The sequence below is a fragment of the Planococcus donghaensis genome, assembly GCF_001687665.2.
In the GTDB taxonomy this organism is placed as follows: domain Bacteria; phylum Bacillota; class Bacilli; order Bacillales_A; family Planococcaceae; genus Planococcus; species Planococcus donghaensis.
This window is the reverse complement of record NZ_CP016543.2, coordinates 2,444,845-2,470,834: the sequence shown is the minus strand read 5'-3', so window position 1 is coordinate 2,470,834 and position 25,990 is coordinate 2,444,845. Positions and strand designations below refer to the sequence as shown.

General features: G+C 37.8%; 21 protein-coding genes. All 21 read left to right on the top strand.

Annotation, left to right across the window (positions count from 1 at the left end; genetic code table 11):
* Positions 1–18: 18 nt before the first annotated feature.
* The 21 genes from BCM40_RS12310 (at position 19) to BCM40_RS12210 (ending at position 25,941) form a co-directional block, all read left to right on the top strand.
* Positions 19–1,143: a right-handed parallel beta-helix repeat-containing protein gene (locus tag BCM40_RS12310; protein ID WP_065525652.1), complete on the top strand. Its 1,125-nt coding sequence runs from the start codon at positions 19–21 to the stop codon at positions 1,141–1,143.
* Between the two features lie 199 nt (positions 1,144–1,342).
* Positions 1,343–2,254 carry a glycosyltransferase family 2 protein gene (locus BCM40_RS12305; RefSeq protein WP_065525653.1) on the top strand — a complete coding sequence of 304 codons (912 nt, stop codon included), beginning with the start codon at positions 1,343–1,345 and terminating at the stop codon, positions 2,252–2,254.
* A 475-nt stretch (positions 2,255–2,729) separates the two neighbouring features.
* Complete coding sequence (locus BCM40_RS12300; RefSeq protein ID WP_065525654.1) at positions 2,730–4,208, top strand: lipopolysaccharide biosynthesis protein; 1,479 nt, start codon at positions 2,730–2,732, stop codon at positions 4,206–4,208.
* A gap of 36 nt (positions 4,209–4,244) precedes the next feature.
* Positions 4,245–5,396, top strand: coding sequence for a DegT/DnrJ/EryC1/StrS family aminotransferase (locus BCM40_RS12295; protein ID WP_065525655.1), 1,152 nt, complete (start codon positions 4,245–4,247; stop codon positions 5,394–5,396).
* A 17-nt stretch (positions 5,397–5,413) separates the two neighbouring features.
* Positions 5,414–6,304, top strand: coding sequence for a glucose-1-phosphate thymidylyltransferase RfbA (gene rfbA, locus BCM40_RS12290; protein ID WP_008430175.1), 891 nt, complete (start codon positions 5,414–5,416; stop codon positions 6,302–6,304).
* A gap of 12 nt (positions 6,305–6,316) precedes the next feature.
* On the top strand, positions 6,317–7,333 hold the full coding sequence (gene rfbB, locus BCM40_RS12285; RefSeq protein WP_065525656.1) for a dTDP-glucose 4,6-dehydratase: 1,017 nt from the start codon (positions 6,317–6,319) through the stop codon (positions 7,331–7,333).
* A 38-nt stretch (positions 7,334–7,371) separates the two neighbouring features.
* A complete protein-coding gene (locus BCM40_RS12280; protein WP_065525657.1) occupies positions 7,372–9,486 on the top strand; it encodes a protein kinase family protein in 2,115 nt (704 codons plus the stop codon).
* Positions 9,487–9,507: 21 nt separating this feature from the next.
* Complete coding sequence (locus tag BCM40_RS12275) at positions 9,508–10,983, top strand: MOP flippase family protein (RefSeq protein ID WP_065525658.1); 1,476 nt, start codon at positions 9,508–9,510, stop codon at positions 10,981–10,983.
* 254 nt (positions 10,984–11,237) lie between these two features.
* A complete protein-coding gene (fcl, locus tag BCM40_RS12270) occupies positions 11,238–12,179 on the top strand; it encodes a GDP-L-fucose synthase (protein WP_065525659.1) in 942 nt (313 codons plus the stop codon).
* 11 nt (positions 12,180–12,190) lie between these two features.
* Positions 12,191–13,255 carry a GDP-mannose 4,6-dehydratase gene (gene gmd, locus BCM40_RS12265; RefSeq protein WP_065525660.1) on the top strand — a complete coding sequence of 355 codons (1,065 nt, stop codon included), beginning with the start codon at positions 12,191–12,193 and terminating at the stop codon, positions 13,253–13,255.
* A gap of 39 nt (positions 13,256–13,294) precedes the next feature.
* Positions 13,295–14,266: a glycosyltransferase family 2 protein gene (locus BCM40_RS12260; RefSeq protein ID WP_065525661.1), complete on the top strand. Its 972-nt coding sequence runs from the start codon at positions 13,295–13,297 to the stop codon at positions 14,264–14,266.
* A 60-nt stretch (positions 14,267–14,326) separates the two neighbouring features.
* The gene (locus BCM40_RS12255) at positions 14,327–15,703 is read left to right on the top strand and encodes a hypothetical protein (RefSeq protein ID WP_065525662.1); all 1,377 of its coding nucleotides are present in this window, start codon (positions 14,327–14,329) and stop codon (positions 15,701–15,703) included.
* A gap of 76 nt (positions 15,704–15,779) precedes the next feature.
* Positions 15,780–16,889 carry a glycosyltransferase family 4 protein gene (locus BCM40_RS12250; RefSeq protein ID WP_065525663.1) on the top strand — a complete coding sequence of 370 codons (1,110 nt, stop codon included), beginning with the start codon at positions 15,780–15,782 and terminating at the stop codon, positions 16,887–16,889.
* 47 nt (positions 16,890–16,936) lie between these two features.
* A complete protein-coding gene (locus BCM40_RS12245; protein WP_065525664.1) occupies positions 16,937–18,247 on the top strand; it encodes a glycosyltransferase family 4 protein in 1,311 nt (436 codons plus the stop codon).
* Positions 18,248–18,670: 423 nt separating this feature from the next.
* Positions 18,671–20,056: a sugar phosphate nucleotidyltransferase gene (locus tag BCM40_RS12240; RefSeq protein WP_065525665.1), complete on the top strand. Its 1,386-nt coding sequence runs from the start codon at positions 18,671–18,673 to the stop codon at positions 20,054–20,056.
* A 62-nt stretch (positions 20,057–20,118) separates the two neighbouring features.
* On the top strand, positions 20,119–21,072 hold the full coding sequence (gene manA, locus BCM40_RS12235; protein WP_065525666.1) for a mannose-6-phosphate isomerase, class I: 954 nt from the start codon (positions 20,119–20,121) through the stop codon (positions 21,070–21,072).
* Between the two features lie 266 nt (positions 21,073–21,338).
* Positions 21,339–22,226: a UTP--glucose-1-phosphate uridylyltransferase GalU gene (galU, locus tag BCM40_RS12230; protein WP_065525667.1), complete on the top strand. Its 888-nt coding sequence runs from the start codon at positions 21,339–21,341 to the stop codon at positions 22,224–22,226.
* Between the two features lie 17 nt (positions 22,227–22,243).
* Positions 22,244–23,569, top strand: a complete 1,326-nt coding sequence (locus BCM40_RS12225; RefSeq protein WP_065525668.1) for a UDP-glucose dehydrogenase family protein — start codon at positions 22,244–22,246, stop codon at positions 23,567–23,569.
* 37 nt (positions 23,570–23,606) lie between these two features.
* Positions 23,607–24,302 (top strand): sugar transferase, encoded by a 696-nt coding sequence (locus BCM40_RS12220; protein ID WP_420330050.1) that lies wholly within the window; start codon positions 23,607–23,609, stop codon positions 24,300–24,302.
* A 197-nt stretch (positions 24,303–24,499) separates the two neighbouring features.
* Positions 24,500–25,234 (top strand): YveK family protein, encoded by a 735-nt coding sequence (locus BCM40_RS12215; RefSeq protein ID WP_065525670.1) that lies wholly within the window; start codon positions 24,500–24,502, stop codon positions 25,232–25,234.
* Complete coding sequence (locus tag BCM40_RS12210; RefSeq protein ID WP_065525671.1) at positions 25,228–25,941, top strand: CpsD/CapB family tyrosine-protein kinase; 714 nt, start codon at positions 25,228–25,230, stop codon at positions 25,939–25,941. Before BCM40_RS12215 ends, BCM40_RS12210 begins: the two co-directional genes overlap by 7 nt.
* The last annotated feature ends 49 nt before the right edge of the window (positions 25,942–25,990 follow it).

Genomic DNA, 25,990 nt, shown 5'->3' with positions numbered 1-25,990 from the left:
GTTGAAGGAGAGCTGTCTATGACTTTTAAGAAAATCACTCGTATGTTTCTTATTGTACTAGGGATTTGTGGACTCATTGCTATTGTAATAATGACCCAAGGCTTTTTTATGGAAAAGGAAATAAGCGATGCCACTACACAATTTGGAGCAGAAGGTGATGGCGTGACAGATGATACACAAGCGATTCAACAAGCGATTGATGAAACTCCAATAGGTGGGGAATTGCATATTCCGCCCGGAATTTACAAATTGACTAAAAATCCTAACTTAAAAGCTAGTACTGGATATGGAGACAGTTATTTTGCTTTAAAAATCTCCAAACCAATCACCATAATAATGGAACAAGCGATTTTTCAGACAGAATCAGCGGGTGAATATGGTGTGTTTTGGATAACAGCGACGGCAGATGTCCATTTAAAAGGCGGCTTTTTGATGGGGGATCAATTGCCTGAAGGGGGTTCGTTAATTTCGAATATTGCTATTTTGCTGCAGAACAGTCGAGAAAGTTCGATTGAAAATGTCTACACAAAAAATTATTCGCAAGGGATTCACTTGCATCATGCCCATAACAATGTGATTCGTAATGTAATAAGTGAATCCAATTATGGTTCCGGCATCATCAATTTTGCATCGGATTATAACACCATTGAATCTTGTGTGGTTAGAAATTCAGGAGACGGCCACCTTTCTTTATTTGGAAAAGGCAAACATAATTTAGTTAAAGGATGTATGGTTACTGAAGATCGTCCCGGCTATACCGATCAACAAGGCATTACAATAGAAAGTGAAAAAGAAAGCCATGTGGAGAAAAATATGGTCAGTGGTTTTTATTATGGTATTGATGTTAAAAATGGTGCAGAATCCAATGTTATTAAAGGAAACTTAGTTTATAACAATGAATACAATATTGCGATAAGACCAGGTGATGGTGGAAAAAACTTAATGACACCAAGTCATAACATCAGCATACTTAATAACTTGGCTATCAGTCCTCGCGAAAACTCAGAGCGAGGAATATATATCAATATTGGGACAGGACATATAGTGCGCGGTAACACCATAGAAAAAAACAACTTGATTCTTCGTGATGAAGAATTGAGAGTAACGTATCAGCGAGAGAACTTTATTGTTGTGGATGAATGATATCCAAAACTTTGCTTTTGTGTAAATTTTTTTATAATTTTTCTGAATAATCTTTTTATAATATGTTTCTATGCTAAGATACGTTATGTGTAGAAAAATCATTAGCATTCTATTCTGTTACATCTAACAGAAGGATTTCGACTTAGTTTATTCAAGCTGATGACGAAAACTTACTTAACTGTAGAGGAGTCTGTAATTTATGGAAAACCGGATAATGGTGAGTATCGAGTGTAATGCTTATAATCATGAAAATTTTATAGCGGAGGCATTAGATAGTATGTTAATGCAGAAAACAGATTTCGCTTATGAAATTTTAATCCATGACGATGCATCTACTGACCGAACAGCTGACATCATCAGAAGTTATGAACAGAAATATCCGGATATCGTCAAACCCATCTACCAAACAGAAAATCAGTATTCACAAGATATTCCTTTTGAGGTGTTCAATAGTGAGCGTGGATTAGGAAAATATATCGCGGTTTGTGAGGGCGACGATTATTGGACAGATCCGGAGAAATTGCAGAGGCAAGTAGATTATATGGAAGCGCATCCTGAATGCAGCATGTGCGTACATGCGGCAGAAAAGGTCTCGGCTGTAACGAAAAAAAGAGTCGCTACTGTTCGACCGAGCCATCGCGATAGAATTTTTTCTGTGGAAGAAGTTATCGAAGGTGGAGGCGAATTGTTCGCAACTAACTCAATTATGTATTCTCGTGAAAAAATCCCAGGGATGCCCGATTTTTACTTGAATGCGACAATTGGTGACTATCCGATGGTCATTTTAGGAGCGTTGAGTGGTACGATTTACTACATGGATCGGAATATGGCGGCTTACCGAGTAGAAGTAAAAGGCTCTTGGACAGATGTTTACCTCAACGATATCTCTGCAAAACAAAAACACCTTCAAGATGTTGCGAATTTACTCGACGAGGTAAATGTCCACACCAATTTTAAATACGATTACGTTATTAGCCGCACGAAAAAACGTAACCGCTTTTATCTATTGTTAAAGCAGTTAAAAATTAAAGAAACGTTGAAAAAGGGATATCGCCAGTTTTACGTGAAACCCGAATTTTTTAAGCGGATCTTCAAACGAATCACAATTTAAAAATCCTTTGAAATTATAAAAAGCAGTTTTGAACAGTTGGTAGTGCCAGCTGTTCAAAACTGCTTTTTTGTCGTCCTATTTTATAACTGGGAATTAGTAAAATGGATCTACAAAACAAGCGCAACAATTGATTATAGAATATTTCCGGAAAATAGTAAGGATCTAACAAATTATTGAAGAATGATACTCAGATTTTATACTGAAAAGCATCTAATTTGTCTAAGAAATAAAAAAGAGTGGAATAATTTGCAAAATAAAAAATAAAAATAATCTAAATTATCTGTTATTTTAGATATGTATTGTGTTAGAATGGGAAGCAAGTACAAGAATTAAGCACAAAGTAATGTTTTTGAAACGGAGGTAACGCTATTCGGTTGGTAATTAGATTTGATATACCTATTATTGTAGGTATATATTCAGTGTTTTAAGATTTCCGAACAATTAGGTTTTAACGGATAGAGATAGGAGCAGGCCTATGAAACAGGAAAACTCATTGAAGAAAAAAACAATCAGTGGACTGCTGTGGAGCTTCGGAGACATGTTAGGCAATCAGGGCATTCAGTTTATTATCCAAATTATCCTTGCGCGATTGTTGGCACCTGAAGATTTTGGGTTGATAGGGATGATTTTAGTGTTTGTAGCCCTTTCAAATTCACTTGTTGATAGTGGGTTTACGCAAGCCTTAATCCGAGATCAAAAAGCCAATCAAACCGATTATTCGACGGTATTCTATTTTAACTTTGCTGTTTCAGTTTTTATTTACGGCGTGCTGTTTTTATCAGCTCCGTTAATTAGTAATTTCTTTGATCAAGCACAGTTGACGTCTATTATTCGAGTGCTAACGTTAGGCGTTATTATTAACGCATTCTCAATTATTCCACGAGCCATGTTTACTAAAGAAGTGAATTTTAAAGTGCAAGCAAAGGTCAATATGGCAGCGAGTATTTTATCAGGTGTGATTGCTGTTGGAATGGCCATGACAGGGTTTGGTGTATGGAGCCTCGTGATTCGCATGTTAGGGATGAATTTAATCCAAGCATTGCTACTCGTTTTCTATAGAAGATGGCTACCTTCACTAACCTTTAGTGTTGTCTCGTTCAAGCGTTTGTTTGGATTTGGGTGGAAACTTCTTGTATCGGGATTGATCGACACTGCCTATAACAATGTGTACTTCTTAATTATTGGAAAGCAATATTCAGCTGGAGCTCTTGGCTATTTCACCAATGCCTCTAAATTCAGTGATGTTGCGACTCAGTCATTAACAGCAACAATTCAACGGGTGACGTATCCGGTATTAAGTGGCATCCAAGATCAAGAAGAGCGCTTAAAACAAAGCTTCCAAAAAGTTATTAAGCTTTCAGGATTTTTAATTTTTCCACTGATGGTCGGCTTAGCAGCAGTGGCAGAGCCATTGATTTACTTGATTTTTGGCGCGAAATGGTTACCTATGGTGCCCTATTTCCAACTTTTGTGCATCGCGAGCATGCTGTACCCCATCCATGCGTTGAATTTAAACATTCTCCAAGTTAAAGGGCGCTCTGATTTGTTTCTCTACTTAGAAATTATTAAAACAATCATTCCGACAGTTCTTATTGTTCTTGTGATCTGGATGGATTGGAGCATTACCATATTAGTGGCCACGATGGTATTAGACTCGCATGTGTCATTGTTTATCAATATTTATTTTTCTGGACGTGAAATACAGTATGGCGTCAAAGAGCAAATACGAGATCTCTTGCCGATTTATACCATATCACTAGCAATGGGCGCAGTTGTCTACAGTATCGGCGAATTTCTTCCGCTATCAGAGCTTTTAACGCTAGTTTTACAAATTGGAATAGGTGCTATTTTTTATATCACCATTTCAAAACTATTGAAAATTCAGGAGTTTGATACCGTCTACGATTTATTGGTACCTGTAATAAAAAAGATAAAAGCCGTTAAGGCAGGCTAACTTACTTAAAAGTTGCTTATCAAGGGAGGGAATAGAATGGCAAAAGCTTTTGAACAACCCATTTATGTTACTAGACCGTTATTGCCGAATATTGAAGCTGTGACAGAAAGAATGAAAAAGGTATGGGACAGTAAGCAGCTTACAAATTTTGGGGCACAACATAACGAATTGAGCGATCGGCTTAAAGACTATTTAGATGTAGATCACATTTCAATGTTCTCAAATGGCACGATGGCATTATTGCTAGGATTGAGAGCACTGGAGTTAACCGGCGAAGTGATTACTACGCCGTTTACATTTCCAGCCACTGTTCAAGCATTAGATTGGAACAATTTAACACCTGTCTTTTGTGATATAGACCCAGTTACTTTCAATATTGATGCTGATAAAATCGAAGCGTTAATTACGGAAAAAACGAGCGCAATTCTCGGTGTTCACGTATTCGGCAACCCTTGTGATGTAGAAAAAATCCAAAAAATTGCTGATAAACATAACCTAAAAGTTATTTATGACGGCGCACATGTTTTTGGTGCAAAAGTAAATGGCATTCCTATTAGTCACTTTGGAGATATGACAATGTTCAGTTTTCATGCCACTAAGTTATTTAATACCGTTGAAGGTGGAGCATTAACTTATCATGATGCGGCACTCGATAAACGGTTACAGTTACTGAGAAATTTTGGCATTGTGAACACCGAAGAAGTCGCATTGTCTGGATTAAATGCCAAAATGAATGAAATTCAAGCGAGTGTAGGTTTAGAAGTCTTAAAAGTATTAGAAGAAGAGCGGAACAAACGCCATACGATTAAACGTGCTTACGAAGAAAACTTAGCGGCTATTGAAGGGATTCGAGTTTTAACGACTTTAGAAGACGAATCTAGCAGCTATCAATACTTTGTTATTGACATCGATCAAGAGAAATTTGGTCAATCGAGAGATGTGGTGTATGAAGAACTCCAAAAACACAATGTATTCGCAAGAAAGTATTTTTCTCCACTTTGCAGTGATTTTGAATGGTATAGCGGACTTGCATCTGCACAACCAGTAAATCTTCCGATAGCTCACAAGGCTGTGCAGCAAGTATTGGCAATGCCTTATTACGGAGAGTTACCTATCGAATCAGTTGTCCAAATTTGTGCGATTCTTCAAGAACTTCATGTGACACAAGAAAGTTTATTTCAATTATAAGAAATGAGGGAGCGATGATGAAAGGGATTATATTAGCTGGTGGAACGGGTACACGTCTATATCCGTTGACAAAGTCAATTTCAAAGCAAATGCTGCCTGTTTATGACAAGCCGATGATTTATTATCCGTTATCTGTTTTGATGCTTGCAGGTATAAAAGAAGTGTTGATTATTTCTACACCAAGAGACATTTCAGGATTTTTAAGTTTACTTGGAAACGGACAAAAGTTAGGAATTAAAATAGAGTATGCAATTCAAGAAGAGCCGAATGGATTGGCTGAAGCCTTTACGATTGGTGAGAGTTTTATCGGAGACTCTCCCGTTGCACTTGTGTTAGGAGACAATGTTTTTTATGGATCCGATTTTGGTAGCCGTCTAACAGAGTCAGCCGAGTTAACGAAAGGTAGCATCATTTTCGGATGTCATGTCGCAGATCCGAGAGCGTACGGTGTGGTCGAAGTTGATGATGAGTTGAACATCGTTTCTATAGAAGAAAAGCCTGAGCAACCGAAATCTTCTTATGCGATTCCTGGACTTTACTTCTTTGACAATCAAGTTGTAGAAATCGCCAAAGCAGTTACCCCTTCGGAGCGTGGAGAAAAAGAAATTACTTCTATTATTAATGAATATTTAAAACGCGGTGAATTGCATGTCAATATTATGGGGCGCGGATTAGCCTGGCTTGATACAGGAACGCACGAAGCGTTGCTAGAAGCTTCAAATTTTGTAGAAGCGATTCAAAAACGACAAGGGTTGTATGTGGCGTGTCTGGAAGAAATTGCATTCCGGAAAGGGTATATTAGTCAGTCTGATTTGATTGAATTGGCGCAGTGTTTAAAGAAAACGGAATATGGCAAGTACTTGTTGGACATAGCTTGTGAGAGAACACTTTCATCGAATAAATCGTAAAGGAGAACCCCTATGGAAAATATACTTGTCACCGGTGGAGCGGGGTTTATCGGAGGGAACTTTGTCCAATACATGGCCGCTAATCATCCGAATTACCATATTTACAACTTAGATTTGTTAACTTATGCAGGAGATTTAACAAAACATCAAACGATTGAACACAATGATAATTATAGCTTTGTTCATATCGATATTGCAGATCGTCAAGCTGTCGAAGCGCTATTTGAAAAAGTAGACTTCACTTACATTGTTCATTTTGCTGCTGAAAGTCATGTTGATCGTTCAATCACTGAGCCGGAAATTTTTATCCGGACCAATGTGCTGGGAACACAAGTATTGCTTGAAGCTGCTAAGCGCGCGAACATCAAAAAGTTTGTCCATGTTTCTACAGATGAAGTATACGGAGAATTAGAATTTGATCCGACTACTTTTTTTACAGAAGAAACACCGCTTCAACCTAGTAGTCCATACAGTGCTAGTAAAGCATCTTCTGATTTGTTGGTTCGAGCTTATTACGAGACTTACGGCTTACCGATTAATATTACACGGTGTTCCAATAATTATGGTCCTTATCATTTTCCAGAAAAGCTAATTCCGTTAACGATTTCCAGGGTGCTAAATGACCAAAAAGTGCCTGTTTATGGGGATGGCAAAAATGTGCGGGACTGGTTACATGTACAAGATCATTGTTCGGCAATCGATTTGGTCATGCATAGCGGCGAAATTGGAGAAGTTTATAATATTGGCGGTCACAATGAACAAACAAATCTCAATGTGGTAAAGACGATTATCGAAACTTTAGGGAAATCTCAAGACTTGATCGAATTTGTTGAAGATCGTCTTGGTCATGACAAACGATATGCCATTGACCCCACAAAAATGGAACGATTAGGTTGGCGACCTGTTTACGATTTCGATACAGGAATTGCGCAAACAGTAAGCTGGTTTTTGGAGAACAAAGAATGGTGGGAACAAATTATTAGTGGTGAATACCAACAATATTTTGACAGGCAATATGCCCAAAAATAACAGTCAAGATCTGCCGGTGGACAAGGGGGAATAGGGGAATGACAAATCAGCCGACAATTAGTGAATATATAACCACTGCATTTCCGACAAAGCAATCCGTGAAAATACTGGAATACAATGCTGAAACAAGCAATTTGAAAAAACAACTTGCCGATGCAGGGTATGAAAATTATTTAGGGATTTGCACACAACAGTCTGGAGAAAGCAGAAATCCAGATCTTTATTATGCCAATGAAAAAACACTTACTTATAAAAACAATGCAGAAGTGTTGGTGATTAACAAAGCTGATTTTCTGGATTTGAAAAATGCTTTCCATTCTTCTGCAGATGTCATCTTTTTTATCCCGGCGAAAATAGTTGACCGTGCAAGCTTTTTACCACTTTGGGCTTATAAACTAGCCAGGAAGAAAAAATGGGATTTTCGCTTTGAAAATTTCACAGATCATTTAGGAGGCACACGAACTAGTATCGTCTTTAAGCGGAATCATCGAAAAGAAAAGCAAGCACGACAATATTTGTCGCCCGAACTTGGACTTGAGAAATTTTTTGAAATACTTAACCAACGCCAGTTGGATTATGTAATTTTGCGTTGGTTTGATGAATTGCCATTTTTAGAGTTGGACGAGGATGTAGATTTACTCATTGCCGACGAACATATCGAAAAGGTGAGAGATTTATTAAACGAAAAAGTGGGGATTTTGCCTTTTGATATTTACAGTGTGGGCGGACTAATGGGAAGTAATTTTAAAAACATTGCTTATTACCCTCCCTACATTGGAGAAGTCATATTGGATCAACGGCAGCTGTGGAACAACAAGTATTACGTACCGTCAGCCGATCATCATTTGTTTAGTTTGATGTATCACGCAGTTTATCATAAAGGCGAAAAATCAGGGATTCCTGCAAAATCGGGTGGCGTAGTTAAACAAATTCCACAGGATCACGATTATCCTGGGATTTTAAAGCGTTTAGCAAATGAAACTGGCCATAAGCTTGATGAAATCAGTTTGGAATATTTCCATCAGTTTCTTGAGGAAAAAGGTTGGGCTCCTTCTACAGACACTATTCGTAAATTAATAGGGGTCAGTGGCAATTGGCTTGAGTCGATTATTAAGTCGAGTGAGCACAATTTTGAAAAAGATGGAGAATTAATGGTGTTTGTCGTAAGAGAATGGGCAGACGAGCGCCAGTTGACCAATAAAATGATTGATTGGTTTGAACGGAATGGACTATGCCTTATTCGAGCCATTCCACTCGATGAGGAACAAAAAAGAAACGCCACTCAAAACTTGAGAGGTGGAAATTGGGGGCAAGGACCATGGCCAGTGAGTGGCGGAAAGCCGTCCACCTTACTGGTCATGTATGATTATCATCCCAAACCATTACCTGCAAAAATGAAGAAAAAGTATCCTCATGTTTCCAATCAACATTATTTGTTGAAAGAACAACTGCGTTCAGAGATTAATTTTGCTTTAGTAAACGAACAGCGCGCCAATCCACTTCATAGTGCAGATGATGAAATTGAAGCATTGGATTATATCGCAGCGGTCGCGCCTGATCTTTTACCAGAAGTCAAAGACATTGTGATGGCTTGGGATAAAGCTTACCGTACAGAGGAAAAAGTGATTGCTGACGTTTCAGAGAAAAAGCGTCGCGCTAAAGTAGAAATTATTGAATATCAAGGCCGTAAAGCTGTGAAAAAGACATATAAAGCAGGAAAAGAACGGTTTTTGGAACGAGAAAAATTCGTTTACGGGGAATTGAGTAAGGAATGTGAATATATTCCGAAGTTGATTAGCAGCGGAGAAAACTACATTATTGTTCCTTATTTGAAAACAAACCCAATAACGGAAAGTTGGCATATTAAAAAACAAATTTTAAAACGAAAACATAAGCAAGAAATTTTCCGTATTAACGAGTTTTTCTACAACAAAGGCTATGCGCTAATTGACTTCCATCCTGGCAACATCTTGCTGACTTCTGAAGGGTTGAGGTTGATCGATTTTGAGTTTTTGTATCAATACGAGCAACTACCGCCAAGCGTGAATGATTCGTTTGATCTTAACGGATTTCCAGAAGATTTTGCAGAAGACCGTCCTTATGGGATTTTCCCGAAGCAACGACGGAATATGTGGAGAAAAATTTTATATTAAACCGGATTAGAGGAATGGCCTATGGCATCTTTAAAAAACAAAGCAGTAACGAGTGTCAAACTCACTTCTATATCGATGCTCGTAACGAGTGTTCTCCAAATTGCCCAGCTACTGATTTTGGGCAGAGTGCTAGGTCCGGAAATTTTTGGTTTAATTGCGATGGTGCAAATCGTTATTCAATTTTCGCAACTGTTCTTAGAAATGGGGATAACAGACGCCATTATTCAAAAAGAAAAAATCAATAAGGTTGAATTATCTAGTCTGTACTGGTTTTCTATTTTTGTTGGCCTCGTTTTATTTGTTGCTTTATTTTTATTGGCACCAGTCATAGCGCTGATGTTTAACGAACCCAGCTTAACCAGTATGATCCAAGTGGTGGGAATTAGTTTTATTATCTTGCCATTTGGATTGCAATTTCAAACACTTGCGACAAAAAAATTGGAATTTGTACAAATTACTAAAAATGAAATTTTGGCGACAACAATTGGTGTCTTGTTAACGGTTTACTTAGCTGCTTTTACTACTCTTGGCGCTTGGTCGCTCGTTTATGGCCATATTGTGATGTCCTTATTTAGAAGTGTTCCGTGGGTTATTGCGGGCTATCGCGATTCAGCTACACGACCACAACTTGTCTTTTCATGGAGTGCGATTAAAGACTTTGTGAGCTTTGGTTTGTATCGTTTAGGCTCAACAAGTATCAATTATTTCACGACTAAAATTGATCAAATGGTCGTTGGAGTCATGTTAGGGCCTGTTGCGCTTGGTTATTACAGCATGGCCATGAATCTAATCATGCAGCCCGTTCAAAAATTGAATTCCATGATTAACCGAGTAGCATTTCCTGTGTTTTCAAAAATCCAATTAGATCAACGGAAATTGAGAAAAACGTATTTATTAATTACCAATATGTTAACAAGCTTTAATGCACCACTGTTGGCAGGAGTCATTGTTCTTGCGCCATACGCCGTTCCGCTTCTACTTGGCAAAGACTGGGGAGAAAGTATTCTGATCATCCAACTTCTTTGCTTGTATGGCTTGTTTAAAGCTTTAGGAAATCCGAGTGGCAGCTTGTTTATTGCCGTTGGAAAAGTAAGATGGAGCTTTTATTGGCAATTGTTTCAACTAGGAATTATTCCAGTGGTCGTATTTTTAGCCGGATTATCTGGTGAAATTTTTGTAGTTGCGATTGCAGTCGGGTTGCTTAGAATGCTGTTATTTTATGTTAGTTACTTTGTGCGAATCCGCCAAATTATTGGAGATAGCTTACGGGAGTTAAATATCTCCATTGCTAAGCCAGTGATTCACTCATTTATTATGATGGCACTTTTGTATTTGCTGAACTCTCAACTAACGGAAGTCGGAGAAGTTAGCATTATAATCATTGATGCGATTATTGGTGGACTGATTTATGGCGTGTTGATGGTATTAAATCAGCGGGAATTAGTAGCTGAAGTAAGAGGGTTTTTTCGGAAAAAAACGTTAGTAAAACAAGGGTAAACAAAGTGGAGCATAACTGCTTAGACACTTACTCAATCTATATTTTCTGAAATTCTTATATAAAACATCAAATAGTCTAAATAATCTGTAATATTTAGACTATTGTATGGTAGAATAAGAAAATAACCGCGATTAGTAAGTATAAAGTCTTGGGTACAAGGGTGTTTTTCCTTAAAATAAGAGTTTTATCATCAAATAAACAGTAGCATCTATTGGTTCGTGTAAGGCAATCGCTGAAAAAGGTGGGGTATTTTATGAATTTGGATTCGAAAATCTATGTAGCAGGACATCGAGGTCTTGTAGGCTCGGCAATCGTGAGAAATTTACAAAAGAATGGTTACGATAATCTAGTGTTTCGGACCAGTAAGGAACTCGATCTGACAAACTCCAATCAAGTAGATGCTTTTTTTCAAGAACAACGGCCAGATTTTGTCTTTTTAGCAGCTGCAAAAGTTGGAGGAATTGCTGCAAACAACGATTACCCAGCAGATTTTATCCGAGATAATTTGATGATTCAAACAAACGTCATTGATGCTGCGTATCGGAATGGAGTAAAAAAACTACTGTTTCTTGGAAGTACGTGTATTTATCCGAGACTTGCAGAACAACCGATGAGAGAAGACTCCTTATTAACTGGAGAACTAGAACCAACAAATGAGCCGTACGCTATTGCTAAAATAGCTGGTATTAAAATGTGTCAATCGTATAACCGTCAATATGGCACGAATTATATCTCAATCATGCCAACAAATTTATATGGACCGAATGACAACTTCGACTTAACAAGTTCCCATGTGCTACCGGCACTTATTCGGAAATTTCATGAAGCAAAAGTCAATCAGGCTGACACTGTAGAGGTTTGGGGTACGGGATCGCCAAAGCGAGAGTTTCTTTACTCTGATGACTTGGCAGATGCAGCCATTTACTTGATGAATACTTACAGTGGCGACGACTTGGTTAATATTGGTGTGGGTAGAGATATTTCGATTAAAGAGCTGGCCGAAAAAGTAGGGGAAACAGTTGGCTATAAAGGTGAAATCTTCTTTAACACATCAAAGCCTGATGGTACACCGCGTAAGTTAGTGGACGTTAGTCGATTAACGAGTCTTGGCTGGGAAGCGAAAATTTCGCTAGATGATGGTTTGAAAATGGCTTATGACTGGTTTTTAGAACAAACAGAGAAAGTACGATTATAAGGGGGATCATTATGAAAAAAGCATTGATAACAGGAGTTAACGGTCAAGACGGTTCATTTTTATCGGATTTTTTATTAGGAAAAGGTTATGAAGTACATGGCATCATTCGAAGAAGTTCAAGTTTCAATACAGGGCGCATTGAGCACTTGTATATAGAAGAGTTAAAGTCGAGTGAGAATTTTTATATTCATTATGGGGATATGACAGATACTTCTAATATCATTCGACTAATCAGCGAAATTAAACCAGATGAAATTTACAACTTAGCAGCTATGTCTCATGTGAAAGTGTCTTTTGAAACCCCTGAATATACGGCAGATGTCGATGGAATTGGAACCTTGCGTATTTTGGAAGCTGTCCGTATTCTCGGATTGGAGAAAAAGACGCGTATTTATCAAGCTTCTACTTCCGAACTGTACGGGAAAGTACAAGAAGTTCCACAGCGAGAAACAACGCCGTTTTATCCGCGTTCTCCTTATGGAGTGGCGAAATTATATGGCTATTGGATCACAAAAAACTACCGAGAATCTTATGACATGTTCGCGGTTAATGGCATTCTGTTCAACCATGAATCGGAACGCCGTGGAGAAACGTTTGTAACACGTAAAATTACAATGGCTGCTGCGCGTATTTCTAACGGCAAACAAGACAAACTGTTACTAGGGAATCTTGATGCTAGACGAGACTGGGGTTATGCCAAAGATTATGTAGAGTGTATGTGGTTAATGTTGCAGCACGATGCGCCTGAAGATTTTGTTATCGCAACGGGTGAAATGCATACGGTACGTGAATTTGCGACCCTTGCATTTAAACATGCAGGCATCGAAATAGAATGGCAAGGAGAAGGAATTGACGAAAAAGGCTACAATGCAAAAACAGGTGAAGTTGTCGTTGAAGTCAATCCAGATTATTTCCGTTTAGCGGAAGTAGAGCAGTTGCTAGGTGATCCTTCAAAAGCGAAAAAGCTACTCGGATGGAATCCTAGAGCTACTTCTTTTGAGGAGCTTGTGGAAATTATGGTGACGCATGACTGTAATTTAGTGAACCAAGAAAAAAGTGCGATCAGCGAATACTAAACATAGCGGGTTCCTTAACGGGTGGAGGGATAAAGTGCAATGGTGACCTTAAATGACAAAGTCAGTGTTATTATTCCAACGTTTAATCGTTCGGAACTGCTGAAAAAAGCTTTAAAAAGTTTAGAAAAGCAAAGTCATCAAAATTTGGAAATCATCATTATTGATGATTTTTCAACAGATGATACGGCAGACGTCGTTGCAGAAATGACGGATGATCGTATTATTTATTTGAAGCACGAGGTCAACAAAGGTGGATCGGAAGCAAGAAATACCGGTTTAAAAAGAGCCACTGGCAATTTTATTGGATTTTTAGATTCAGATGATCAGTGGCTACCAGACAAAATTGAAAAACAACTGGAAAAATTTAGTGAAGATTCAGATGTGGGCGTCGTTTATACAGGAGTGCAAGTAGTTAATGAAAACAAACAGCCTACTCGTAAAATAGTTCCAGAGTACCGTGGAGATATTTTGTCTAAATTGCTTGAGTTTAATTACATCGACACGACTTCGTCGGTTTTAGTAAGAAAAGAAGTATTAGATCAAGTAAAGGGCTTTGATGCTAGTTTACCGAGTTGCCAAGATTGGGATTTGTATATCAGGCTAGCGCAGGTGACAAAATTTGATTTTGTGAAAGAAAGCTTGGTATTGTTTTATCACCATAGCGGAGAACGAATTACGACCAATAAAACATCTGTACTGAATGGGCATTTAAGTATTTTTGAAAAGTATAAAAAACTAGCGATGCAGCAACGTAAATCTACTTTCCACCGCTTTACTTTAACAATTTGGAAAGTTGTATTTCGAACAGGAATTATTGGTCAAAACAAAGAAGCGGTACAGCTATCCCGGAAGATATTAGTGGAAGGATTTAAAGGTGACCGAATGTCACTGAATTTTCTGCTTCACTATTCTTCGACTTTCTTGCACATGAAGGTTTTAAGTTATCTTTATAGGCAATCCAAGAAAAACAATAAAAAATCCCAATTGTTTTCTGCAGATGCGCCTTCCTAATAGGGGAGCAGGATGCAGTGGGGTCTCGGAAAAGAGAATTACAAATAAAGGAATGAGACTATGGAAAAGCATATGGAAGCCGATGATCGATTTGAAAAAGTCCTATTTATCATCGTCAATTTAATAACCGGGATTTCAGTGATCTATTACTTGCTTCAAATAGGTCAGGTTTTCAATGCTGATGATCCATGGAACTTGTTCATTTTAATTATTTTCTTCTTTAAGTTATTAATGGATATATACATTTTCAAGGTGGGGTTTTCTTCTTTCTCACTAGTTCTTTTGTTTTTACCAATTATCAGTATATTAGGGTATGCGCCAATTGGAGAAGTCCAACCGTTATTTAACGATCGTACCCATCTTATTGAACGGCATTTTTATATATTGGCATTTGGTGCTCTTTTTTTCTACTACGCGTGGTCAATATTGTTGTGGGTAACCAATAAAACCTATGGCAATTACGATGCTAAAATTTTGGCGTATTATTCTGGGACGGTCCATAGTTTGTTAGCAACTTGGCTATTTAGTGCATTGGCGATAGTGTCTTCTATCATTTACTTGCCAGATTTACCTGGAGGAACATATAACGAACTATCACCAAGCTTATTGCCAGGAAATGCCTGGAACTCGGTTGTGGTTGTTTCGTATTTCTTTGTGTTGATGGGGGTTAAAGGGAGTGGACTTAGAAAATTTGCGATTTTGTTTGTTCCTTTTTGGTTATTGTCTCACTACGCTCGAGTTGATATTTTAGGCTTGCTGTTAATTTTGTATTTATTATTAACAGCTACTAAAAAACTAGATGTGATTAAATCAAGCTTTTCGTTTAAAAAAGCGGCCTTAATTGCTGGCGGATTATTGCTTTTTTCTTATTTAGGTTTGGTGAGACACTCGGGACTCATTTTTGATGTGCAAGCAATTCTCGATTCGGTATCAATTTTGGTCAACTATCCAACGGTTCAAGATCTTGTTTATTCTACAGCTGCCGCAGTCGAAGTAACGCACACTTATGGTAATTATCATACAATTATCGATTATATTCCGCAGCTGATTCCTTCTTTTCTTGGAATTGAAGCGAAGAGCCCCGAAGCTGCCCATTTGGTTGCTTCGCTCATTCACACCAATTACGGTTTATTTGTGTACGGAGAGTTTTACTTGAACTTTGGCGTTCTTGGGCTGATTGTTGCACCATTTGCTACATACCTCATTATTTTCACGCCAACTGTAATCTTGAAAAAACTCTTTGGTAATTTCGGAATGGCCTTGGGGTATTACTGGATTGTTTTAACCATTGCGCGAGTCTTTTGGTACGGCTTTATTTATTACATTAAGCCATTAGTCATTATCCTACCGGTTTTTATCATCATTTATCTTGTTGTTTCTTCGTTCGAAAAAGATTTAGTGGATAAGACCGAATTAAATTCGGTTGATCCTCATTAAATGATTTTAAAGTACAATGCTTGCTGAAATATGCTGTTAGGTGAGTTGATGTCATTTATAAGAGAGGTGCTTTAGCATGACTGGGACAAATAAGGGGAATTTGATATTTGTTGGGCCCTTGCCTCCTCCGATATTAGGGGAAAGTATCGCTCTTCAATCTTTATATAATTCCGAAAAACTTCACCAACAATATCACGTGAAAAAAATCAATTTAAGTAAAAAAGATTTTGAACATCCGGGTGCGTTATCTTTTGATAAATTACTGCAAGATTCGTTAGCGATTCTTTATGCGGGTTTTTTAGCCTTGCGCATGAAAAATCCAATTTTGTATATTTCCATATCGCAAACAAAAATGGGGTTGTTGCGTGATTGTGTGATGATTCAAGCGTGTAAAATTTTAGGGCGTGGTAAAGTGGTCAGTCATTTACATGGCAATAACTTAGGGGGGACCATTGATGCTACTACTGGAATTGCACGTAAATTTATCGTTCATTCGTTGCGGAAAATCGATGTGGGAATTGTGTTAGGTGAGAAACTAACACCAAATTACCGTGGTTATGTCAAACATGTGGAAGTAGTATCCAATGGAATTCCTGCGGACTTTATATTGAAAAATGAAGTAGGTCAAGGAAAGAAAAAAGGACCGGTCTCTCTTTTGTATTTAAGTAATCTTATGTTTGAAAAAGGGTATATTGAATTGATTAAAGCGACTACTGCGCTAATTCAAGAAGGGCATAATTTGCGCTTGGATTTGGTTGGGGGAATTCAAAACGAAGATGAATTTCAAGAAGTTAAACATTATATCGCAGAGAATGAAGTGGATCATTTGATTCAATATCACGGATTGAAACAAGGGGAAGAGAAAAAACGCTTTTTCCTCGAATCAGATATGATGGCACTACCGACAAAATATAAAGTAGAAGGTCAACCTATGTCTATTATCGAAGGAATGGCTGCAGGGTTGCCGATTATTTCTTCTGATCGAGGAATTATTGCGGAATTGATCAAAGACTGTGGTCTAGTGATTGAACCGACAGTAGAAGGAGTCAAAGCTGCGATAAAAGACTTGGTGACTAATGACGCAGAGCGTATGCGCCTTGGACGGGTGAGCCGCAATACATTTGAAGAATTATATACGGAAGATAAATACACTGAACGGTTAGTGTCTATTTTTGATGAACTATAAGTAAGGCAACGAGTTTGTTGCGTGCTTTTAAGGAAAGGAAGGGTCAGATGATACGCAAAAGAAAAATTACCTTTGTTATTAATTACTTCTATCCGGATCTTGCAGCAACAAGCCAATTGATGACTGAACTAACTAAATATCTTCAACAGGATTTCGTAATTACAGTTATTGCGGCACAACCAGGATATGCAGGAGAAAATCATGGCAGCCATAAGCTTTTTGAAGAAGGTTCTGTAGAAAATATAAAAGTAGTTCGGATCAAGCTGCCCGAAGTAAACAAAAACTCAAAAATTAGTCGGATTAAATACATCTCTTCTTATTTTTTGTTAGCAAACATTGCTTTGCTTAAAGAAAAAGGGACAGATGTTATTTTTACGATTTCTCAGCCGCCTGTATTGGGCGGGTTGATCGGAACCATCGGTAAACTGCTAAAACGCTCACGACATGTTTATAGCATTCATGACTTTAATCCTGAACAAGCGCAAGCAGTGGCTTATACCAATAACCAAACCGTCTTTAAAATTGCTAAAGCGATTGATAAATTAAACTGCAGTTACGCGGATCAAGTGTTGGTGGTCGGGGAAGATATGGCAGAAACCTTAAGAAGACGTTTTGAGGGCGGAAAAGTACCGGAACATACGGTCATCAGTAATTGGACAGATGAAGAGGCAATTGTCCCCCTGGAAAAAAACGAGCCCGAAATCCGTGAGTTTTTAGAGGCGCACGAGCTACAAGATAAATTTATTGTCATGTATTCAGGAAATCTAGGGTTGTACTATGATTTAGAAAATTTAATACAAGTGGCAAAAGAATTTGTAGATCAGCCGGATATCGTCTTTTTATTTATCGGGGAAGGCGCCGTAAAACAGCGCATTCAAACATACGCAACAGAAAATAAGCTGGAAAACGTTAAGTTTCTACCGTATCAACCAAAAGAATTTCTTAAGTATTCCTTAAATGCAGCTGATGTTCATTTAGTTGTTAACCAAAAAGGGATTAAAGGAGTCTCGGTGCCGAGCAAAATCTATGGAGTTATGGCTGCTGGAAAGCCGGTTCTTGGAGTTTTAGAAGAAGGAAGCGAAGTGCAACGCTTAATTTTTGAAAGTGGAGCGGGCGTTGTGATCGAACCTCAAAATTACCAAGGGGTGGTTCATGCGATTGATTATTTAAAGAGTTTGGACAGAGACGAGCTAAAGGCGATGGGCTTAAGAGGACGTTCTTATCTTGAAAAAAATTTAACAAGAGATACTTCTATCAACAAATACCGTCACGTATTGCAAACAGTGGCAGATCATTCCCAGCCAGGAGTAACTAATTCTTTAGAACAATATGAAAGAGTGGTTCATAAAAATAAATAATTGTTTCCACAACAGGCCTACGATTTTGTAGGTCTGTTTTTTTATGGCTGTTTATCTTCAAGTAATTGGCAAAAAAAATCTAATAGAAGGTGAGAATCTAGTTATTTTTTAAAAATGTATTAAATTTCTAAAAAAAAAGAAAAATAAAATAACTTATAAATCGTTGATTTAACAATGTTCGGGACACCTAATAGGCAAATATATCTGATATTTCTAATAAATTAGAAAATTAGATTGAAATATTAGGTATTTATATATATAATGAGGTCATACAGTTGTAGATTAGCCGGATTAACTGGTTACTTAGTTTGTTTTTCAGATATAAATTACCTATAAAGCATATCGGGTGAGTAATTAATAGGACTTAGTAATCATTACTATTATTGCTCGGGTAGAAGCGTATAGCGAGGAGGAGGACGTAATATGAGATTGGTTTTATTATCAGGAGGATCAGGGAAACGCCTATGGCCACTTTCGAATGACGCGCGTTCAAAACAATTTCTTAAAGTATTAAGTGATGAGGATGGCAATAAGGTTTCGATGGTTCAGCGTGTATGGAAGCAAATCGAAGAAACTGGAATGGCGGGAAATTCCATCATTGCCACTAGTAGTTCGCAAGTGGATATGATTAAAACCCAATTAGGGCAAGAAGTACATGTTGTTACTGAACCAGAAAGACGTGATACGTTTCCGGCGATTGCTTTGGCAGCTGTTTATCTTTATTCCGTTCAAAAGTGCGATGTCAATGAAGTTGTAGGTATGTTGCCGGTAGATCCTTATGTTGAGAATCGTTTCTTCAATCGTGTTCAAGATTTGGAAGAAGCTTTAGTAGCTTCTGGAGCAGACTTGGCGCTAATGGGAGTAAAACCTACGTATCCTTCTGCGAAATACGGTTATATTATTCCGAAAAACAATACCGAAAACACTTATTTAACAGTTGACTACTTTAAAGAAAAGCCAACAGAAGAACAAGCAGAAGAGTTAATCGAGCAAAATGCGCTTTGGAATTGCGGTGTTTTTGCTTTCAAATTAGGTTATATAATCGATTTGCTTAAAGACAGAGGAGTGCCTGTTGAATATTCTCAATTGCTGAGAAATTATCATAAACTTCCGAAAAACAGTTTTGATTATGAAGTGGTCGAACAGACAGATCACATCGTTTCATTACCTTATGACGGATACTGGAAAGATTTAGGGACATGGAATACGTTGACGGATGAAATGGCCGTTCAAGTAACAGGAAAAGGTGTTATTGGTAAAGGGGTGCAAAATTCACATATTGTGAATGAACTCGATATTCCGATTACTTTGCTTGGCTTGGACAATGTAGTGGTTGCCGCTAGTCCGGATGGAATATTAGTGACAGATAAAGATGCTAGTACGAAAGTGAAAGAGTATGTTGATGGTTTTAATAGTCGCCCAATGTACGAAGAGCGTAGATGGGGCTGGTATCGTGTATTGGAATATACACGTTACGCTGAAGGTAATGAAGTTCTTATAAAGCGATTAGGTATAACTGCTGGAAAAAATCTTAGTTACCAAATGCATTACAAGCGGAGTGAAGTTTGGACAATCGTTAAAGGTGAAGGGATTTTTGTTTTTAATGATCAACTGAGCCATGTTAGAACGGGTGATGTCATCCATATTCCATTAGGTGCAAAGCACACCTTAAAAGCCACAACCGATATGGAGATTATTGAAGTGCAAACGGGCAGTGAATTGATTGAAGAAGATATTTTCCGTACGTCAAATGAGTGGGAAGAGATCGAAGAAATTTGCAAAGTAAAACTGACTGCTCGCTACGGTTGATTTGGGCGAAGGAATTAGCGCAAGAGGAACAACTTGTTATTTCTATGATGGGGGGAAGTCTCATGTATAAGGAACCAGTTTTTTTAAAGCCAGTTTTCCAAGAGCGAATTTGGGGCGGCGGTAAGCTGCAAGAAATGTTCAATTATGATATTCCGTCACAAACGACTGGTGAAGCGTGGGTTATATCGGCTCACGAAAATGGACCTTCTATTATCATGAATGGCGAATTAAAAGGGGAAAAATTATCGGAAGTATGGTGGAAATATCCTCAGTTATTTGGTTTTGATATAACGGATAGAGAATTTCCGCTCCTAGTAAAAATACTTGATGCAAACGATCAATTGTCTGTTCAAGTACATCCGGACGATCATTACGCCGATGAATCTATTCATAAGCCATGTGGCAAAACGGAATGCTGGTATATTTTGGATTGTGAAGAAGATGCTGAAATTATTATCGGCCATCAGGCTCAATCAAGAGAAGAATTTCAGCAACTAGTGGGCCGTGGGGAGTGGAGTAAGTTATTTCAAAGTCTTAAAGTGAAAAAAGGAGATTTTGTTTACGTTCCAAGTGGAACGGTACACTCTATTGGAAAAGGGATAGTGATATTAGAAACCCAACAAAGTTCCGATATTACATTCCGACTTTATGATTATGATCGAGTGGATCAAGAGGGCAAAAAGCGTGAGTTGCACTTAGAGCAAGCGATGGCAGTAATGACTTGCCCCCATAAACAAATAATGCAAGATAACTTGAAAGAGCGATTGAAAAACCTTGAATCTACAAGATTGATTGAAGGCGAATATTTCACGGTCTATCACTGGAAGCTTGCAGGTAGAGCTCAGGTTCCGTTAACCACAGGCTTCTTGTTAGTGAGTGTGATTAATGGAATGGGTCAAATTGTGACAAAAGAAAGTGTTTCGACAGTGAAAAAGGGTGATAATTTCATCGTTCCGGCCACGATTGGTGAATACTTTGTTGATGGAAATCTCGAAATGATTGTTTCGCATACTTAAAACTGCCTTGAATTATCAGAATATTTAAAAATGAAAATAGCTATTAATATTATTTTTTTATCCATATTAGTAGGTAAATAAAACTATTTTTAATGAGTTTATTGAAAATTTAGTATAAATAAACTTCTCTTCAGGGACTATCGATGTTACAATGGGGCAATATTTAACGGGCTATATGAAAAAAGAATCTTAAAATGGCGCGTTTAGTACCCATTCAAAATAAAAAATGTAGTTTTGCAAAAATTGAAAGGCGGGTGGGTACTCCGATGAAAAAAGTCACAAAGGCAATCATTCCAGCAGCAGGTCTCGGCACGCGATTTCTTCCGGTAACAAAAGCGATGCCGAAAGAGATGTTACCAATTGTAGATAAACCAACAATTCAATACATTGTTGAAGAAGCGATCGCTTCTGGTATCGAAGACATCATTATTGTTACGGGAAAAGGCAAACGAGCTATAGAAGATCATTTTGATAAGAACTTTGAGCTAGAAGACAACTTATTTAAAAAAGGTAAGTTTGAACTTCTTGAAAAAGTTCAGCACACCTCGAATGTTGAAATTCATTATATTCGACAAAAAGAACCAAAAGGCTTGGGACATGCGGTTTGGAGTGCACGGAAGTTTATCGGCAATGAACCTTTTGCGGTACTGCTAGGGGATGATATTGTCAAAGCTGAAAAACCCTGCTTAAAACAATTAATCGATCAATATGACAAAATGCAATCATCTATTATTGGGGTCCAGCAAGTTCCTGACCACGAAACTCACCGTTACGGCATTATCGAACCAAGCGCGGTAGATGGACGCTGTTATGAGGTTAGTAATTTTGTAGAAAAACCAAAGCCTGGGACTGCTCCTTCAAACTTGGCGATTATGGGACGTTACATTTTAGATCCTGAAATATTCGATTTTTTAGGCAACCAAAGTGCAGGTGCAGGTGGAGAAATTCAACTGACAGATGCCATCCAAAAGCTTAATGAAGTTCAAAATGTTTTTGCTTATGATTTTGAAGGCAAACGTTATGACGTAGGTGAGATGCTTGGGTTCTTGCGAACAACTATTGAGTTCGCACTAGATAGCCCCGAGTTCGGACAAGATGTAGAGAACATCATTAAAGAATTGATGGCTGAAAAATCAGCTGCATCATTATACTAGCCGGAGGGGGCATCGGTATGAAAATAGCTGTAATCGGAACGGGATATGTCGGATTAGTAACCGGTGTGAGTTTATCTGAAATTGGGCATCACGTAGTTTGTATTGATATCAATAAAGATAAAGTAGCAAAAATGCAAAAAGGAATATCCCCTATTTATGAGCCGGGTTTAAGTGAACTAATGACAAAAAATATTAACGCACAGCGCTTGAATTTTACAAGTGATCACCGAGAAGGTCTTCAACAAGCGGAGGTCATTTATATTGCTGTAGGAACGCCAGAAAACAAAGATGGCTCTGCTGAATTGTCTTTTGTTATCCAAGCTGCAGAAAATATTGTTGACTGCATCGAACAAGATGTCATTGTGGTTACAAAAAGTACCGTGCCTGTAGGGACAAACGAAATGATTAAAGGCATTATTGACGCCCACTTATCAAGCGATTTGAAGGTTGACGTTGTGTCTAATCCGGAGTTTTTAAAAGAAGGATCTGCTATTCACGATTCGTTTCATGGAGATCGTATTGTTATTGGAGCAGATAGTGAACATGCATTTAACGTTATCGAAAAAATCAATCAACCATTTAATGTCCCCATTTTCAAAACAGATATTAAAAGCGCTGAAATGATTAAGTACGCATCAAATGCTTTTTTAGCAACAAAAATTAGTTTTATCAATGAAATATCTAATATTTGCGAATTGCTTGGTGCGAATATCGAAAATGTTTCAACAGGTATGGGATTAGATCAACGAATTGGCAGTCAGTTTTTAAAAGCTGGTATTGGCTATGGAGGATCGTGTTTTCCGAAAGACACAAAAGCCCTCATCCAAATCGCGGGAAATGTTGCATACGAGTTTGAACTGCTAAAAGGCGTAGTAAACGTCAATAAAAAGCAGCAAGGTATCATCATACGAAAGTTAAATGACTGCATTCCCGATATTTCTGGTAAAAAAATTGCGGTTTTAGGACTAGCTTTTAAGCCCAATACAGATGACTTACGCGAATCTGCTTCTATATTAGTGACAGAAGAATTGATCAAGCAAGGAGCAGAGGTTGTTGCTTATGATCCAATCGCGATGGATAATGCGAAATCCACTCTCAACCCACTTGTACAATATGCTGACTCTATAGCAGAAGCGATCGAAAATAGTGATGCTGCATTAATCTTAACTGACTGGGATGAGATTAAAAATGTAGAGCTCACCGTATTTAATAAAATGAAAACTCCGCTTGTTATTGATGGGCGAAATTGCTTCTTAGTAAAAGACATGGAAACGCACGGGATTGAATATCGTTCAATCGGTAGACCGGTTGCAGCCAAACAGATCGAAGTAACTCCCATTTAATAAGTAACAGGAATTTATGATGAAAGTGGTGATTCAAATGTCAGTATCCGCTCCTGAAAAAGAAAAGATGAATGTGAAAACAAGATACAGTGAATTGGTATTTGAAAGTGTAAAAACAAATACCAGCAATGGTTATTTGTATACAAAACGCTTTTTAGATATTGTCGGTTCATTAGTAGGGCTGATTATGTTGATTCCCTTATTTCTGATTATCAGTCTGTTAATTAAACTAGAAGATCCTAAGGGGCCGATCTTCTTTAAACAAAAAAGAGTAGGTAAACATGGCAGAATGTTTGATATGTATAAGTTTAGATCTATGGTTTGTAACGCAGAAGATTTAAAAGCTGCTTTGCAGCAACAGAATGAGGCATCGGGACCTGTATTCAAAATTAAATCCGATCCGAGAATTACAAAAATCGGGAAATTTATTAGAAAAACAAGTATCGATGAACTTCCTCAGTTGGTAAATGTGCTATATGGCGATATGACTATTGTAGGTCCACGACCGGCTTTACCAGACGAAGTTGCACAATATACAAATTATGAAAAACAGCGTATAAGTGTAACTCCGGGATTAACTTGTTTTTGGCAAGTTAATGGGAGAAGCAACATAAGCTTTAAAGAATGGGTCGAGATGGATTTGGAATATATCCGCAAACGCACAACGGCATTGGATATTAAGTTAATCTGCAAAACAATTCTAGTGCTGTTCGGATCAAAAGATGCGTATTAATAGCGACTGATGTAAAGGTTTTTTAAACAAGTTTAAGAAATCTACAAAGTGTTGCTGTTACGTATTGCTCATAAATTCGAACTGAGGGACATCGAGGAATCACCTTGATGTCCTATAACTGGGTTTAAAAGAGAAATTAGGCCAAAAGTAGTCTGTGTTTATTTCAATATAGTTCGAATGAAAGGAGGTTTGGCGAAATGATAGAAACTATCAGCTTACGTGAAATTTATAGCATCTTAAAAAATAAGGTTCGTTTAATACTGGCTATAACCATCGCGATTATGGTGATTACGGCATTGATCTCGTATTACGTACTAACACCGATTTATCAAACATCTACTCAATTACTGATCAGTCAAAAGCAAAGTGAAACGACAATCGATTCTCAAAGCATTGATATTGATTTGCAACTAGTGGGTACATATAGCGAAATCATTAAAAGCCCCATAATACTAGACCAAGTAGTGAGCCAATTAGAATTGGATATGACTTATCAAGAAATTAAAGAAAAAGTCCATGTAGACTTTGCGGAAAATTCACAGTTACTCAATATATTTGTAACAGATCCAGATCCTGCGGTAGCTGTCGGAATTGCAAATAAGGTTGCTGAAGTTTTCGAAACGGAAATTATGGAATTGATGAATATCGATAACGTTTCCATTTTATCACCGGCTGTTGTTCTGGAGAGTCAGACACCTGTGTCGCCAAATCCTCCCCTTAATATTTTACTGAGCGCAATTGTCGGGCTGGTTATTGGTGCAACGATTGCTATGATCTTACGCTATTTAGATACGACCATTAGAGTAGAAGAAGATGTAACGGATGTATTGGGACTCCCTGTTCTTGGAGCGATTTCGCCAATGAATGATGAAGAAGACATTCCGGTTAACGAACCGATTGCTTTTAAACGCAGGGAGGAACAAGAATGGTAAAGAAAAAAATCAAACCTGAAGTTAAAAATAGAAAGTTAATCGCATTTACCAATCCAAGATCACGTGTTTCAGAACAATTTAGAACTTTGCGAACGAATATTCATTTTACGGTTCCGGGTGGAAAAGTTCGTTCACTAGTCGTGACTTCGGCATCTCATTCAGAAGGCAAATCGACGACCTCCTCGAATTTGGCAATTGTTTTTGCACAAGAAGGCAAACGAGTTTTATTAATTGATGCGGACATGAGAAAGCCGACAATGCATCAAACGTTTAAAATTAGCAATTCAAAAGGATTATCAAATGTGTTGGTTCGAAGAGTTTCCTTAAAAATGGCGATTCAAGATAGTGGCATCGAAAACTTAGATTTACTGCCTTCCGGACCAATTCCACCAAACCCAGCTGAGTTATTAAGCTCTTCTAATATGGATCTTCTATTTGAAAATGCTTTAGATACGTACGATATGTTGATTTTTGACACGCCACCGGTTCTGTCGGTTACAGACAGTGTTATTTTAGCTAATAAATGCGAAGGCACGATTCTAGTTTTGAATTCGGGAAAAACAGAAAGAGCACATGCGCTTAAAGCAAAAGATGCCATTACAGCATCGAAAAAAACGCGCTTGCTCGGGACCGTCTTGAACAACGTTCAAGTAGATAAAGATTTTGATTATGCTCAGTATTACATTCGACCTCGTTCCGAAAAATAATATGGAACATATGTATTTATTGTTCATACAAAAAAGTTCAATCAGTTTC

Coding starts and splice junctions, on each gene's coding strand:
- BCM40_RS12310 (WP_065525652.1), top strand. CDS start 19: ATGACTTTTAAGAAAATCACTCGTATGTTTCTTATTGTACTAGGGATT.
- BCM40_RS12305 (WP_065525653.1), top strand. CDS start 1,343: ATGGAAAACCGGATAATGGTGAGTATCGAGTGTAATGCTTATAATCAT.
- BCM40_RS12300 (WP_065525654.1), top strand. CDS start 2,730: ATGAAACAGGAAAACTCATTGAAGAAAAAAACAATCAGTGGACTGCTG.
- BCM40_RS12295 (WP_065525655.1), top strand. CDS start 4,245: ATGGCAAAAGCTTTTGAACAACCCATTTATGTTACTAGACCGTTATTG.
- rfbA (WP_008430175.1), top strand. CDS start 5,414: ATGAAAGGGATTATATTAGCTGGTGGAACGGGTACACGTCTATATCCG.
- rfbB (WP_065525656.1), top strand. CDS start 6,317: ATGGAAAATATACTTGTCACCGGTGGAGCGGGGTTTATCGGAGGGAAC.
- BCM40_RS12280 (WP_065525657.1), top strand. CDS start 7,372: ATGACAAATCAGCCGACAATTAGTGAATATATAACCACTGCATTTCCG.
- BCM40_RS12275 (WP_065525658.1), top strand. CDS start 9,508: ATGGCATCTTTAAAAAACAAAGCAGTAACGAGTGTCAAACTCACTTCT.
- fcl (WP_065525659.1), top strand. CDS start 11,238: ATGAATTTGGATTCGAAAATCTATGTAGCAGGACATCGAGGTCTTGTA.
- gmd (WP_065525660.1), top strand. CDS start 12,191: ATGAAAAAAGCATTGATAACAGGAGTTAACGGTCAAGACGGTTCATTT.
- BCM40_RS12260 (WP_065525661.1), top strand. CDS start 13,295: ATGGTGACCTTAAATGACAAAGTCAGTGTTATTATTCCAACGTTTAAT.
- BCM40_RS12255 (WP_065525662.1), top strand. CDS start 14,327: ATGGAAAAGCATATGGAAGCCGATGATCGATTTGAAAAAGTCCTATTT.
- BCM40_RS12250 (WP_065525663.1), top strand. CDS start 15,780: ATGACTGGGACAAATAAGGGGAATTTGATATTTGTTGGGCCCTTGCCT.
- BCM40_RS12245 (WP_065525664.1), top strand. CDS start 16,937: ATGATACGCAAAAGAAAAATTACCTTTGTTATTAATTACTTCTATCCG.
- BCM40_RS12240 (WP_065525665.1), top strand. CDS start 18,671: ATGAGATTGGTTTTATTATCAGGAGGATCAGGGAAACGCCTATGGCCA.
- manA (WP_065525666.1), top strand. CDS start 20,119: ATGTATAAGGAACCAGTTTTTTTAAAGCCAGTTTTCCAAGAGCGAATT.
- galU (WP_065525667.1), top strand. CDS start 21,339: ATGAAAAAAGTCACAAAGGCAATCATTCCAGCAGCAGGTCTCGGCACG.
- BCM40_RS12225 (WP_065525668.1), top strand. CDS start 22,244: ATGAAAATAGCTGTAATCGGAACGGGATATGTCGGATTAGTAACCGGT.
- BCM40_RS12220 (WP_420330050.1), top strand. CDS start 23,607: ATGTCAGTATCCGCTCCTGAAAAAGAAAAGATGAATGTGAAAACAAGA.
- BCM40_RS12215 (WP_065525670.1), top strand. CDS start 24,500: ATGATAGAAACTATCAGCTTACGTGAAATTTATAGCATCTTAAAAAAT.
- BCM40_RS12210 (WP_065525671.1), top strand. CDS start 25,228: ATGGTAAAGAAAAAAATCAAACCTGAAGTTAAAAATAGAAAGTTAATC.